Below are 13,603 nucleotides of genomic sequence, written 5' to 3'. Positions count from 1 at the left end.
TGTCCTGGGCCGAGGGTGGTGGGTGTCCCCCGCAGCGAAATAAAGGAGGAGGCCGAAGGCCGGGGGACATTCGCGGAGGGGGATACCCGCCGCCCTCGGACCCCACCCCTGACCGTGCGCTTGCCAGTGTCTCTGTCCGCGTTCGCGCACCGTGCGCCTCGCGCGGCGCACGGTGCAATGGAGAACTGACATGCAGCGTATCGAACAACTACAGCAATTGATCGAGTGGCTGGCCGGCACGGACATTGGCCTTCTGGACCTGCGCACGCCGACGGGATCGATCCGCCTTGGGCGCACCGGCGGTTCGAACGCGATCGAGGAACTGGGCAGCGACGCCACGATGGCTCCGTCGGAGACGACAGTCGTTGGCGCTTCCACAGTGGGCGTCTTCCTGCAAGCGCATCCGATGCATACGAGCGCACTGGCCAGCGTCGGCGACCCGGTGTCGACGGGCCAAACCCTCGGCCTGCTGCAAATCGGCCCGTTGCTCCAGCCAGTGACCGCACCGCTGGCCGGCGTGGTCGCCGAGCTTCGCGTCGACAGCGGCCGGGCCGTGGGCTGGGGCGAGCCGCTGATCGACCTTCACGCTTCTGAATGAACCAAAGGACTGTCTCATCATGGACATCGACCTGAACGCCGACCTCGGCGAAGGCTTCGGACCCTGGCGCATGGGGGAAGACGAAGCGCTGCTGAAAATCGTCTCCTCCGCCAACGTGGCCTGCGGCTTCCACGCCGGCGATCCAGTCATCATGGACCGCACCGTGCGCATGGCGCAGGCGCGCGGCGTCGATGTCGGCGCGCACGTGGGCTTCCCGGACCTGCTCGGATTCGGCCGGCGCCAGATGCAGATCGACCCTGCGGAGCTCGCGACCTACGTCACCTACCAGCTCGGCGCACTCGCCGGCATGGCGCGGTCCGCGGGGCATCGCATGACGCACATGAGCTTCCACGGCGCGCTCGGCAACATGGCTGCGGCTGACGCGGCACTGGCCGCGCCGCTGGTGCGTGCCGTCGCCGCCTTCGACCCGCAACTCATCATCAGCTCGTCGGCCAGCCGCGCGATCGAAGACGCCGCCGCCGAGTGCGGCCTGCGCGTCGCCACCACCTTCCTTGCCGATCGCGCCTGCGACGACGATGGCCTGCTGGTGCCGCGCAGGCTGCCCGATTCGGTCATCCACGACCGCGAGGCCGTGCTGGCGCGCGTGCGCCAGTTGCTTGGCGACGGCACGGTCACGACCTACAGCGGCAACCGGATTCCGATGAAGGTCCGCTCGATCCTCTTGCACGGCGACACGCCCGGCGCGGTCTCGCTCGCACGGGCCGTGCGCGAGGTCGTCGAAGCCGCCGGCAAGGTGGTGCCCATATCGCACCAACTCGCAACATAAGGCTGCCTTATCTCTCCACAGACATTCCGTCTTGGCGCCATCGGGCCGTGCTCGATACAGTGAAACCACTCCCTCAAGAAAGAAGCAACGATGCCGTTTTCCGACTACAAGACCGCGCTGGTGACAGGTGCCTCATCAGGGATCGGCGCGGCCGTCGTCGAGCGTCTTTGCAAGGAAGGGCTTCAAGTCCACGCCGTGGCCCGCAGCGTCGACAAGCTCGCTGAACTGGCTGCGCGCACAGGCTGCATCCCGCATGCCTTCGACGTGAGCAATCTCGAGGCGATGACCAAGCTGGCGGCCGAAGTCCCCTTCGACGTACTCGTCAATAACGCCGGCGTCGATCGCCCCGGCTCCATCCTCAAGGCCGACGCGGAAGGCATCGACCTGCTCGTCGACGTCAACCTGCGCGCCGTGCTGCACCTGTGCCGCCTCGTCGTGCCCGGCATGGCCGAGCGGGACAACGGCCACGTCATCAACATCAGCTCGATCGCAGCCGCCTACAACTTCGGCGGCAACAGCACCTACCACGCGACCAAGGCGGCCGTGAGCATGCTGTCGCGCCAGTTGCGCATCGACCTCTTCGGCAAGCGCGTGCGCGTCACCGAGATCTGCCCGGGCCGCGTGGCGACGGACATCTTCGCCCACGTCCACGGCGACTCCGAAGAGACCTACAAGCGCTTCGTCGAAGGCTTCGAATTGCCGAAGGCCGAGGACATCGCCAACGCCATTGCCTTCGCCATCGCCGCGCCGATCGCGGTGAATGTGGGCCACATGGAAATCACGCCGACGCTCCAGGTGCCCGGCGGACTCTCCACCACCCGGCCCGAAGTGCCGCGGGCCTGAGCACACACGCCGCCGCAACGCTCGACACGACGACAAGGACCCGCGCATGAAAGACTTCGACCTTCTCGCGATCCTGCTGAAGCCGGAGTTTGGCGACCTGCTGCTGCACGGCGTGGTCATGACCTTGAAGATCGCGGCCGGCTCCTGGCTGTTGGCCATGGCCATCGCGGTATTGCTGCTGGTCGTGCGGCTGAGCACCAATCGCGTGGCCGAACGCGCGGTCGCCGCCTATGTTTCCTACCACCGCAACGTGCCGACCCTGGTGCAGCTGATGCTCTGGTACTTCGGCATCTTCAGCCTGCTGCCGGACGGCGTGCAGGAGTGGCTGTCGAACCACAACGCCGAGGCGCTCATCTCCATCATCGCGCTCGGCCTGTGTCAGGCCGCGTACTTCAGCGAAGACATGCGCTCCGGTTTGCGCTCCATCCCGGCAGGGCAGGCCGAGGCTGCGCGCGCCCTCGGCCACGGCTACATCGGATCGATGCGGCACGTGATGCTGCCGCAGGCCGTTCGCAACGCGATCCCGGCACTCATCAACCACAGCGTGTCGCTCTTCAAGAACAGCAGTCTCGCGATGGCCATCGGCGTGGCCGAACTCACGCACGCGGTCAAGGAGGTGGAGAGCCAGAGCTTCCGCGCCTTCGAGGCCTACAGCGTGGCCACGGTGCTGTACCTGGTGTTCTCGCTGGCGATCATGGCCATCGGCGCCGGCGTCGCACGCCGCTATCGCATTGCCGGCGCGAGGTAGGAACCATGTACAGCATCTACGAAATCCTGCGCGACAACTGGCTGCTGCTGCTCGTCGGCCAGTACCCCAACGGCCCGATGGGCGGCATCGTGGCAACGCTGGTGCTGTCGGTGCTCGGCATCGTGCTCGCGTTCCCGTTGTCGGTGCTGCTGGCGCTGGCACGGCTCTCGCCCTGGAAGCTGCTGAGCTGGCCGGCCGCGGTGCTGGTGTACGTGGTGCGCGGCGTGCCCCTTCTGATGGTGATCCTCTGGGTCTACTTCCTGGTGCCGATCGTGATCGGACGCGAGGTCTCGGGCTTCACCACCATGCTCTGCACGCTGGTGATCTACGAAGGAGCCTATCTCTCGGAAGTGGTGCGGGCGGGCATCCAGTCCTTGCCCAAGGGCCAGTCGGAGGCGGCCCGCGCGCTGGGCCACAGCCATCTCGGAACCATGTGGTACGTGATCCTGCCGCAAGCGCTCTACAACATGCTGCCGAGCATGCTGAGCCAGTTCATCTCCACCATCAAGGAGACCACGCTGGGCTACGTGATCAACGTGCAGGAACTCACCTTCGCCGCGAACCAGATCAACAACCAGTTGCTGACCAAGCCCTTCCAGGTCTTCTTCATCCTCGCGATGACCTTCTACGTCGTTTGCTTCAGCCTCACGCAACTGGCGCATTGGGTGGAACGGCGCATCGCGCACAAGCGGCGGGGTGCCGCGCCGGTCAAGGCGCTCGACGACGACGCCGCTGCATTGCCGCCGCCGGTGGCAACCCTCCTTCCCTGAGGTCGCACAAGACGATCCGAACCAGAACATCCGGAGACAAACGCATGACCCCCGTTCCAGCCCAGGGCCGCCCGCAAGGCGCCGAGGACATCCCGATGATTCTGTTCAACAACATCAACAAGTGGTACGGCGACTACCAGGCGCTCACCGACGTCAGTGCCGAAGTGAAGAAGGGCGAGGTCGTCGTGGTCTGCGGGCCTTCGGGCTCCGGCAAGTCGACGCTGATCCGCACCGTCAACCGGCTGGAGGAAGTGAAGTCGGGCCAGCTGCTGTTCGACGGGCACGACATCCATGCGCCGATGGGCAGCGCGGCACTGAACAAGCTGCGCAGCCGCATCGGTTTCGTGTTCCAGAGCTTCAACCTGTTCCCGCATCTGTCGGTGCTCGAGAACATCATGCTGTCGCCGATGCGCGTGCTCGGCGTGAAGCGTTCGGCAGCGCGCGAGAAGGCGATGCAGTTGCTGGAACGCGTGGGCCTGGCGAACAAGGCCGGCGCCTATCCGGCGCAGTTGTCGGGCGGCCAGCAGCAACGCGTGGCCATCGCGCGCGCGCTCGCGATGGAGCCGCCCGCCATGCTCTTCGACGAACCGACCAGCGCGCTGGACCCCGAGATGGTCGGCGAGGTGTTGTCGGTGATGCGCAGCCTGGCCAATGACGGCATGACCATGATGTGCGTCACGCATGAAATGAACTTCGCCCGTGAGGTCGCTGACCGCGTCTGGTTCATGGACGCCGGCCAGATCCTCGAAAAGGCCGATCCCGAGACCTTCTTCAACAGCCCGCAGCACCCGCGCGCCAAGCGCTTCCTGTCGGACCTGCGCGCGCACTGATTCCAACAACGTTCACACATCATCCAACCGGAGTTCCATCATCATGTCGAAGAAGACCGCCTTCCGTCTCGCCGCCATCGGCTGCTGCCTTTCCACGCTGGGCATGCTGGCCCATGCCGACCAGTGGGCCGAGATCCAGCAACGCAAGGAACTCAAGTGCGGCACCTTCGCCGACGTGCCGCCCTTCGCCGCACCCGATCCGAAGACGCGCGAGATGGTGGGCTTCGACGTCGATCTCTGCAATGCCCTCGCCAAGCAGCTCGGCGTCGCGGCCAAGGTCACGCCGCTGTCGGTGGAAGCGCGCGTGCCCGAGGTCAAGCTCGGCCGCGTCGACGTCACGGTCGCCAACCTGGCCTACACCAAGAGCCGCGGCGAGCAGATCCAGTTCAGCGACCCGTACTACGTCGCCAAGGAAATGCTGGCAGTGAAGGCGTCGGACCCCGGCACCACCAAGGCCGACTTCAAGGGCAAGCGCCTGAGTTCGACCAAGGGCTCGACCTCGGAGCTGTCGATCAAGATGAACGGCTCCGAGCCGGTCACCTTCCAGGACACCGGCTCGGCCTTCATGGCGGTGCAGCAGAACAAGTCGATGGGCATGGTCGCCAACACCATGACGATCACCAAGCTCGTCAACCAGTCGAAGACCTCCGGCGTCGAACTCAAGATGATCAAGGACCCGATGGTGCTGCAGCCCGTCGGCATCGGCATGAAGAAGGACGAGCCGGTGCTGCTCGCCAAGGTCAACGCCGCGCTCTACGCGCTCGACAAGGCCGGCGAGATCGACAAGCTCTGGGCCAAGTGGCTCGGGCCGAACACCGAATACAAGCTGACGCGTGACGAGAAGGTCACGCCGCTGGCCGATCTCAAGTTCGAGTTGCTTCCCTGAAGTTGACGGCCCCCGGGCGATCAGTTCGTCCGCAGCCGCAGCAGCGCCCGCACGAACCCGTGGTCCGAGCGCGAGCGGTCGCGCCCTTCGTGCAGGTGATCGTTGAAGTAGTCGACGCGGCGCACGTCGCCCAGGTTGTGGTGGCTGCCGGGCATGAACTCCTCGCTGACCAGGATCTGGTCCAGCACCTCCGGGTAACCCTGGTGGATGTGCGAATAGGCCACGTCCTTCTTCAGCGCCGACTCGCCCTGCATCTCGTAGGCATTGAACAGCGCCACGTCGCGCGCGGCCTTGTCGTAGGCCACGTCCGAAGTCGCGGCGACGAGCTGCGTGGTCACGCTGTGCGGGCTGTCGTTGAAGTCGCCCATCACGACCAGCGGCGTGCCGGAGCCGCGCAGCAGGTCGATGACGATGCAGCGCAGCGCAGCCGCCTCCGCGCCGCGCATCAGCAGCGAGCGCAGTGACGCGCGCGCCGCCACCTTGCGGTCGTCGCGGTCCTCGATGGCATTGCCGTTGGCGTCCTGCAGGAACTTGGGCCGCTTCGACTTCAGGTGCACCGACATCACATGCACCAACTGGCCATGCTTCATGCGCACCGTGGCCAGCAACGGCGGGCGCTCGAAGCGCGTGTGCGGACCGAGCCCCGGCACGTCGACGACAAAGCCCGGCTCGAACTCGGTGAACGAGCGAACATTTTCCACATGCAGGCGCGTCGCGATACCCACGCACGGCGTGCCCTGCGCGCCTCCGGCCGGCGGCGTGTTCTCCGCGCCCGGCACCGACACGAAGTCATAGCGCAGGCCGCTGGCGCCGATCGCGTCCTTGAACGCCGCTTCATCCCACACCTCCTGCACCGCCAGTACGTCCGCGTTGAGCGCGCGGAAGCGCTCCCCGGTCCATGCGATCTTGCGTTCGTACTCCTGCTGCGTGTAGCCGTCCTGGTTCTCGTAATAGAGGCGGTTCGGCAGCGCCAGGTTCAGCAGGTTGCCGGTGGCAAGGAAGAGGGTGGCGAAGTTGGGAGGGATGTCGGGCATGGCGCAATCTAACGCTTTGCCTGCAGAATCGGCTCCGTTCAAGCACAACCCCAACACAGATGAGCGATTCGGTATTTGCGGAACTGGACTTCTGGCTCATGGCGATCGGCTCGATCGCCATTCCCATCGGTATCTACGTTGCGCTTCTCTACAAGCGCGCCGTATCACGCATCACGGTGCTCGTGCTGGGCGTCACGCTGGTCATCCTTGCCGGCGTCGACATCTACTTCCTGCGGCACATGGCCGCGGCCGCCGCAAAGACCCCGTCCCTGGCCGATGACGCCTTGTTCCTGTCGGAGATTTCATTTGCCCTGTACCTGTTCCCGCTGATGTTCGGCGGTATTGGCGTCAACCTCATCTCGCATGTGCTGATCAGCCACCTTGTCGGGGCCGAACGGCGGTTCGAGAAGGAGCACCAGGAGCATCGGCGAGCGGATTGACTGGCGCTGCCGCGGATCGCGAGCGCGAGCCCCGCTACAGGATCGCAGAGAGCATCATGGCCAGGCCAACGATGCTGACCACCCACAGGCCGGTGCGCAGGTAGGTGATGCCGGCGTAGTAGACCGGTACGTAGAGGACGCGGGCCCAGAAGAAGATCTGCGCGCCCGCCGCGACCTTCGGGCCGTCGACGCCTGCGGCATGGGCGACCAGCGCGACCGCCGCGAAGAGCACGAAATTCTCGAGGGTGTTCTGCGCCGTTCGCAGGGCGCGTCCAGCCAACGGTGTCGCCTCGGGCATCTTCTCGCGGTTGCCGAGGGCGAGCATCGTTCCCGCAAAGGTCCATCCCCTGACGCGAATGAGGCTCGCGACAAGCAGCAGCAGCCAACTGAAGATGGCCATGTAGATGACGTACCTGAGCGTGCTGGTCATCGCAGTCTCCTGTTGGGATGAGCGAGAGGGGCGGCCAGTGTAAGGGTGGGCAACGCATTCCGCCCAAGGAAAAAGGCGCCGAAGCGCCTTTCATGCTGGGTCCGCAGGTGCGTACTCAGTAGGAGCGTCCGCCGCCGGAACGGCCACCGCCGCCGTAGCCACCGCCACCCGAACGGCCACCGCCGCCGCCGCCGAAGCCACCGCCACTCGAGCGGCCGCCGCCGCCGGAGCGGTTGCCACCGCCGTAGCCGCCACCACCGCCACCACCACCGCCGGTGCGACGACCGCGGCCGCCGCCCATGCTGTCGACGCTGGTGCGCAACGGATCCGGTTGGCCTGCAGCTACACCACTGACGACCGATTCAGCACGGCGATGCGCGACCTGGTCGGCCTGCGTCGGGCTGTGGCTGTTGCCGTGATGGCGCGGTTGACGCTCTTCGTGCGGCATGCCGTGGTTGGCTTGATGGCCGTGATGCGTGGCGTGCGGCTGCGGTGCGCGGGCAGCGCCCTGGTGACCGCCAGCGCCTGCGCCGGCACCTGCTCCGCCGCGACGGCGACGTCCACCCTGGCCGCCAGCACCGCCGCCTGTACCACCGCCATTGGCGCCGTGGTTTGCGCCACCTGCGTTGCGGGCTTCACCACCTGCATTGCCTGCGCCGCCACCGCGACGTTGACCGCCGCCGTTGCCGCCACGCTCGCCACCTTGCGTAGCCTTGTTTTCGCGAACGCGCTGCAGCATCTCGGTGCGCGCAGCCTTCGCAGCCGCCTGCATGACTTCACGGCTCGGCGGACGGCCGGCGCCGCCCCAGATCGTCTGGCGACCCATGGCGATCGGCTCGGCGCGTTCGCCGGATTCGGGGCCGAAGCCGTCGACCAGCTTGACCGGGATCGTCTGCTTGGTGAAGCGCTCGATCTCCAGCATGAAACCTTCTTCGTCGAGGCAGACGAGGCTCACGGCCTCGCCGCTGTTGCCGGCGCGGCCGGTGCGGCCGATGCGGTGGACGTAGTCTTCGCTGACGTTCGGGATTTCGTAGTTGACGACGTGCGGCAGCTCGTCGATGTCGATGCCGCGGGCAGCGATGTCGGTGGCGACCAGCGCGCGGATGTCGCCGCTCTTGAAGCCGGCCAGCGCCTGGGTGCGCGCGCTCTGGCTCTTGTTGCCGTGCAGCGCCATCGCTTCGATGCCGTTCTTGGTCAGGAACTCGGCCACGTTGTTGGCGCCGAACTTGGTGCGCGTGAACACCAGAACCTGGCTCCAGTTGTGCTCGTTGATGATGTGCGCGAGCAGTTGCTTCTTCTTGCCGCGGCCCACGGGATGGATCACTTGCGTGATGCGCTGCACCGTGGTGTTGCGCGGCGTGACCTGCACGCTTTGCGGATTCTTCAGCAGCGTGGCCGCGAGATCGCGGATCTCGTCGCTGAAGGTGGCCGAGAACAGCAGGCTCTGCTTGTCCTTCGGCACCAGTGCCAGCACCTTCTTCACGTCATGGATGAAGCCCATGTCGAGCATGCGGTCGGCTTCGTCGAGCACCAGGATCTGGACTTGCGCCAGGTCCAGCATGCCTTGCTGCTGCAGGTCCAGCAGGCGGCCCGGCGTGGCCACGAGGATGTCGACACCCTTCTTGAGCTTGCTGATCTGCGGGTTCATGCCGACGCCGCCGAAGATCACGGTGGAGTCGAGTTCGAGGTACTTGCCGTAGGTGCGCACGGACTCCTCGACCTGGGCCGCGAGTTCACGCGTGGGGGTCAGCACCAGGGCACGGATGCCGATGCCGCCGAACTTGTTGGTGGCCGTCTCGCCGGTGGCCAGGCGATGCAGCATCGGCAGCGTGAAGGCTGCCGTCTTGCCGGTGCCGGTCTGGGCGCCGCCCAGCAGGTCGTGGCCTTCGAGGACCACGGGGATGGCTTGCGCCTGGATGGGGGTGGGGGTGTCGTAGCCGTGCTCGTGCACAGCCTTCAGGATGGCCGGGGCCAACTTCAGATCGTCAAAGTTCATTGAGAGTAATAGCGCCTTCCATGGCGCAGTGGCATCGGCCCGCCGTGGTGCTCTTTTGTTTGGGAGCGACCCGGCCAGTAAAGGCTGATGAGATCAAGGGTGGGAGCCGAAGGCCTGTGATAAGCCGACTTGTCCCCGGCGGAAGAGCCGCTGTTGCGGGCAACTGGACCCGGCAACGACCCGTATTGTCGCATGACTCGGCAAAACCGCGACCCGGACGCTTCCGAAAGGCCTTGTCCAGGTTCCTGCAAACGGGCCCGCCCGGCCCCCGCAACCGATGCGCTGGGGTCATGCGTTAAACTCTTACCACGCCAGTATTACCAGGAGCGCAGCATGCGACTCACTTCCAAGGGGCAGGTCACCATTCCCCAGAACATCCGCGAACTCGCCGGGCTCAAGCCCTACGACGAGGTTGAATTCGAATACAAGAACAAGCAGATCGTGGTCCGTCCCGTGAAGCGCAAGAACACGCCTGCCGAGGAAGCGATTGCCTTGCTGCGCGGCAGCGCGACCTCCAACCTCGACATGTCGGCCGACGAGTGGCTTGAGATGACCCGGGGCCAGCGCTGAAGTGAGCGAGATGTTCCTGATCGACAGCAATGTGCTGATCGACGTGATTCATGAAGACCCGAAGTGGATGGCCTGGTCTGCCGCGGCCATCACCGACTGCCTCGGGCGCGGCAAGCTGGCCATCAACCCGCTCATCTATGCCGAGGTGTCGGCCTATTTCAACTCCGACCGCGACACCGATGCCGCTTTGCCCGCGCGGCTCTACGAGCGGCTGGAGCTGCCGTATGCCGCTGCACGCGGTGCGGCGGTGGCGTTCCGAAAATACCGCAAGGCGGGCGGCACGCGACCTTCGCTGCTGCCTGATTTCTACATCGGCGCGCATGCCCAACTGCTTGGGTGCACGCTCGTGTCACGCGACCGCGCCCGCTACAAGACCTACTTTCCCAAGATCAACCTGATTTCACCCCAGTAAAGACAAAGACACCCAACATGGCCCAGTACGTCTACACAATGAACCGCGTCAGCAAGACCGTGCCGCCCAAGCGGCAGATCTTGAAGGACATCTCCCTCAGCTTCTTCCCCGGCGCCAAGATCGGCGTTCTGGGCCTGAACGGCTCCGGCAAGTCCTCGCTGCTGAAGATCATGGCCGGCGTCGACAAGGAGATCGAAGGCGAGGCCATCCCGATGCCCGGCCTCACCATCGGCTACCTGGAGCAGGAACCCAAGCTCAACGCCGAGCACACGGTGCGCGAGTCCGTGGAAGAGTCGATGGGCGCGGTCTACGCGGCCAAGGCCCGGCTCGAACAGGTGTACGAGCTGTACGCGGCCGAAGACGCGGACTTCGATGCGCTGGCCGCCGAGCAGGCCGAACTCGAAGCCATCATCGCCACCGCCGGCACCGACTCCGAGCACCAACTCGAGATCGCTGCCGACGCACTGCGCCTGCCGCCGTGGGACGCCCAGATCGGCGTGTTGTCTGGCGGTGAAAAGCGCCGCGTCGCGCTGTGCCGCCTGCTGCTGTCCAAGCCCGACATGCTGCTGCTCGACGAACCCACCAACCACCTTGACGCCGAATCGGTCGAGTGGCTGGAAGTGTTCCTCAAGCGCTTCACCGGCACCGTCGTGGCCATCACCCACGATCGCTACTTCCTCGACAACGCAGCCGAGTGGATCCTGGAGCTGGACCGCGGCCGCGGCATTCCATGGAAGGGCAACTACAGCACCTGGCTCGAGCAGAAGGGCGAACGCCTGGCGCAGGAGCAGAAGAGCGAAGAGGCCCATGCCAAGGCGCTGAAGAAGGAACTCGAATGGTCGCGCCAGAACCCGAAGGCACGCCAGGCGAAGAGCAAGTCGCGCCTGGCCCGCTTCGAGGAGCTGAGCGATGTCGAATACCAGCGCCGCAACGAGACGCAGGAAATCTTCATCCCCGTGGCCGAGCGCCTGGGCAACCAGGTGTTCGAGTTCAAGAACGTCAGCAAGTCCTTCGGTGACCGCCTGCTGATCGACAACCTGAGCTTCAACGTGCCGGCAGGCGCCATCGTCGGCATCATCGGCCCGAACGGCGCCGGCAAGTCGACGCTGTTCAAGCTGATCGCGGGCAAGGAAAAGCCGGATTCGGGTGAAGTCATCGTCGGCTCCACCGTGAAGATGGCCTTCGTCGACCAGCACCGCGACGAGCTCGCCAACAACAAGACCGTCTGGGAAGACATCTCGAACGGCCTCGACATCATCAATGTCGGCAAGTTCCAGATGGCCAGCCGGGCGTATGCGGGCCGCTTCAACTTCAACGGCAGCGACCAGCAGAAGAAGGTCGGCACGCTGTCGGGCGGCGAGCGCGGTCGCCTGCACCTGGCCAAGACCCTGATCGCGGGGGGCAACGTGCTGATGCTGGACGAGCCGTCGAACGACCTCGACGTGGAAACGTTGCGCGCGCTGGAAGACGCGCTGCTCGAATTCGCCGGCTCGGTGCTGGTCATCAGCCATGACCGCTGGTTCCTCGACCGCATCGCCACGCACATCCTCGCGGCCGAGGGCGACAGCCAGTGGACCTTCTTCGACGGCAACTACCAGGAGTACGAAGCCGACAAGAAGCGGCGCCTGGGTGAAGAAGGCGCGCGGCCGCATCGCATGCGGTACAAGGCGCTCAAGTAGAACGCCTGGGCTACAAGGGCCCCCAAACGGGGCCTGCGCTTACAAACGAAACCGCCGCGAGGCGGTTTTTTTGAGCGTCTGGTGCCCCGACAGTCGCACCATGGGCACCATATGCTGTCGTAGATCACCGATAAAGAAAGAAGGTCAGGGATGACAACGTCGATGCGTTTGCTTTGGGCCGCCGCACCCGTGTTGCTGGCGAGTTGTGGCGGTGGCGGCGGTGGCGGTGGCGTCGCATTCCCCGTCGCGGCGGTCAGCCCGACCGCGACGGAGGGCGCGCCGGCACCTGCACCGGCGCCTGCCGGCACCACGCCACCCGCACCGTCCCCTGCCGGCACGCCCGTTGCCGGACCGCCATCCGCACCCGCTCCAGCGCCCGGACCTTCAGCCGGACCTCCGGCCCCCCCCGCCGCCGGAACCCCGGTCGCCGCGCCACCACCCGCTGCCGCGCCGACGCCAGCGCCGCCGTCGGGTCCGCTCAAAGTGACCGAGGTGGCCACGGGCCTGCCTTCTCCCTGGTCGCTCGCCTTCCTGCCCGATGGCCGCATGCTCATCACGGAGCGCACGGGCCGATTGCACATCCGCAATGCCGATGCCTCTGCCATCAATGGCGGCAACGATGTGGTGTGCTGCGTGCCCGCGGTCGACAGCACGGGCCAGGGCGGCTTGCTCGATGTCGCGCTCGATCCGGCCTTTGCCGCCAACAGGCGCATCTACATGACCTTCGCCGAAAGCGACGCCGCCGATGCCACGCTCAACGGCACCGCAGTGCTGCGCGCCGTGATCGATGCGGACAACCGCACGCTTTCGAATGTCACGGTCATCTATCGACAGGCGCCCAAAGTCGCGAGCGAGGGGCACTTCGGCTCGCGGCTCGCGTTCGACAACCAGGGCTACCTGTTCGTGACGATGGGCGAGCGGCAGCTCGACACCCAGCGCGGCTTTGCGCAGGACTTGACGCGAGGCAATGGCAAGGTGGTGCGCATCACCACCGACGGCGCCCCGGCGCCCGGCAACCCGAACTTCGGCGTGGCGGGCGCGCAGCCGGCCATCTGGAGCTACGGTCACCGCAACCCGCAGGGCGCGGCCATGCGGCCCGGGACCAACCAGTTGTGGACCAGCGAGCACGGCCCGCAAGGCGGCGACGAGGTCAACCTGACGCAGGCGGGCCGCAACTATGGCTGGCCCATCATCAGCTACGGCCAGGAATACGGCACGCTGACCCAGGTGGGCGAAGGCACGGCCAAGGCCGGCATGGAGCAACCCGCCTGGTACTGGCAGAAGTTCGACGGATCGGCCTGGACGCCGGGCACGCAGAAGTCGTCGACCGCGCCGAGTGGGATTGCCTTCTATTCGGCGTCGAACATCCCGGAATGGCAAGGCAACCTGTTCGTCGGGGCGCTTGCCGGCGTTTCGTTGTGGCGCCTGACGCTCAACGGCGATACGGTCACATCGCAAGAGCGCCTGCTGGCCGAGCGCGTCGAGCGCATCCGCGATGTGCGTCAGGGGCCGGACGGCTGGCTCTACGTGCTGACCGATGGCGCCAGCGGCAAGCTGCTGCGCCTCACGCGCTGACCGGA

At 65.9% G+C, this 13,603-nt stretch carries 15 protein-coding genes; 12 read left to right on the top strand and 3 right to left on the bottom strand.

The window, feature by feature from the left end; genetic code table 11:
- Window positions 1-190 precede the first annotated feature (190 nt).
- From HB681_RS29125 to HB681_RS29095, 7 genes are all read left to right on the top strand, one after another.
- Window positions 191-598 carry a biotin/lipoyl-containing protein gene (locus tag HB681_RS29125; protein ID WP_213958367.1) on the top strand — a complete coding sequence of 136 codons (408 nt, stop codon included), beginning with the start codon at window positions 191-193 and terminating at the stop codon, window positions 596-598.
- A 19-nt stretch (window positions 599-617) separates the two neighbouring features.
- A complete protein-coding gene (locus HB681_RS29120) occupies window positions 618-1,385 on the top strand; it encodes a 5-oxoprolinase subunit PxpA (RefSeq protein ID WP_213958366.1) in 768 nt (255 codons plus the stop codon).
- 90 nt (window positions 1,386-1,475) lie between these two features.
- Window positions 1,476-2,228 (top strand): SDR family oxidoreductase, encoded by a 753-nt coding sequence (locus HB681_RS29115; RefSeq protein ID WP_213958365.1) that lies wholly within the window; start codon window positions 1,476-1,478, stop codon window positions 2,226-2,228.
- Between the two features lie 46 nt (window positions 2,229-2,274).
- Window positions 2,275-2,976 carry an amino acid ABC transporter permease gene (locus HB681_RS29110; RefSeq protein ID WP_213958364.1) on the top strand — a complete coding sequence of 234 codons (702 nt, stop codon included), beginning with the start codon at window positions 2,275-2,277 and terminating at the stop codon, window positions 2,974-2,976.
- A gap of 5 nt (window positions 2,977-2,981) precedes the next feature.
- Complete coding sequence (locus HB681_RS29105; RefSeq protein ID WP_213958363.1) at window positions 2,982-3,746, top strand: amino acid ABC transporter permease; 765 nt, start codon at window positions 2,982-2,984, stop codon at window positions 3,744-3,746.
- A gap of 95 nt (window positions 3,747-3,841) precedes the next feature.
- The gene (locus HB681_RS29100; RefSeq protein ID WP_213958417.1) at window positions 3,842-4,576 is read left to right on the top strand and encodes an amino acid ABC transporter ATP-binding protein; all 735 of its coding nucleotides are present in this window, start codon (window positions 3,842-3,844) and stop codon (window positions 4,574-4,576) included.
- 43 nt (window positions 4,577-4,619) lie between these two features.
- Window positions 4,620-5,462, top strand: coding sequence for an ABC transporter substrate-binding protein (locus HB681_RS29095; RefSeq protein WP_213958362.1), 843 nt, complete (start codon window positions 4,620-4,622; stop codon window positions 5,460-5,462).
- Window positions 5,463-5,482: 20 nt separating this feature from the next.
- On the opposite strand, the gene HB681_RS29090 is transcribed toward HB681_RS29095, so the two are convergent.
- The gene (locus HB681_RS29090) at window positions 5,483-6,496 is read right to left on the bottom strand and encodes an endonuclease/exonuclease/phosphatase family protein (protein ID WP_213958361.1); all 1,014 of its coding nucleotides are present in this window, start codon (window positions 6,494-6,496) and stop codon (window positions 5,483-5,485) included.
- Window positions 6,497-6,555: 59 nt separating this feature from the next.
- Here HB681_RS29090 and HB681_RS29085 point away from each other — a divergent pair, with 59 nt between their 5' ends.
- Window positions 6,556-6,936: a hypothetical protein gene (locus HB681_RS29085; RefSeq protein WP_213958360.1), complete on the top strand. Its 381-nt coding sequence runs from the start codon at window positions 6,556-6,558 to the stop codon at window positions 6,934-6,936.
- Window positions 6,937-6,970: 34 nt separating this feature from the next.
- Here the strand turns inward: HB681_RS29085 and HB681_RS29080 are convergent, their stop codons facing one another.
- Both HB681_RS29080 and HB681_RS29075 read right to left on the bottom strand, forming a co-directional pair.
- Window positions 6,971-7,366 carry an MAPEG family protein gene (locus HB681_RS29080; protein WP_213958359.1) on the bottom strand — a complete coding sequence of 132 codons (396 nt, stop codon included), beginning with the start codon at window positions 7,364-7,366 and terminating at the stop codon, window positions 6,971-6,973.
- Window positions 7,367-7,481: 115 nt separating this feature from the next.
- Window positions 7,482-9,362 carry a DEAD/DEAH box helicase gene (locus tag HB681_RS29075; RefSeq protein ID WP_213958358.1) on the bottom strand — a complete coding sequence of 627 codons (1,881 nt, stop codon included), beginning with the start codon at window positions 9,360-9,362 and terminating at the stop codon, window positions 7,482-7,484.
- Between the two features lie 333 nt (window positions 9,363-9,695).
- Between HB681_RS29075 and HB681_RS29070 the strand changes: the two genes are divergently transcribed.
- The 4 genes from HB681_RS29070 to HB681_RS29055 all read left to right on the top strand — a co-directional run bounded on the left by HB681_RS29070 (window position 9,696) and on the right by HB681_RS29055 (window position 13,598).
- The gene (locus HB681_RS29070; protein ID WP_213958357.1) at window positions 9,696-9,932 is read left to right on the top strand and encodes an AbrB/MazE/SpoVT family DNA-binding domain-containing protein; all 237 of its coding nucleotides are present in this window, start codon (window positions 9,696-9,698) and stop codon (window positions 9,930-9,932) included.
- Between the two features lie 10 nt (window positions 9,933-9,942).
- A complete protein-coding gene (locus tag HB681_RS29065) occupies window positions 9,943-10,344 on the top strand; it encodes a type II toxin-antitoxin system VapC family toxin (RefSeq protein ID WP_213958356.1) in 402 nt (133 codons plus the stop codon).
- 17 nt (window positions 10,345-10,361) lie between these two features.
- Window positions 10,362-12,023, top strand: coding sequence for an energy-dependent translational throttle protein EttA (gene ettA / locus HB681_RS29060; protein ID WP_213958355.1), 1,662 nt, complete (start codon window positions 10,362-10,364; stop codon window positions 12,021-12,023).
- A gap of 162 nt (window positions 12,024-12,185) precedes the next feature.
- Complete coding sequence (locus HB681_RS29055) at window positions 12,186-13,598, top strand: PQQ-dependent sugar dehydrogenase (protein ID WP_213958354.1); 1,413 nt, start codon at window positions 12,186-12,188, stop codon at window positions 13,596-13,598.
- Window positions 13,599-13,603 lie beyond the last annotated feature (5 nt).

It is taken from the genome of Variovorax sp. dw_954 (assembly GCF_018449755.1).
Taxonomy (GTDB): domain Bacteria; phylum Pseudomonadota; class Gammaproteobacteria; order Burkholderiales; family Burkholderiaceae_C; genus Variovorax.
This window is presented reverse-complemented; position numbering and strand designations above follow the sequence as displayed.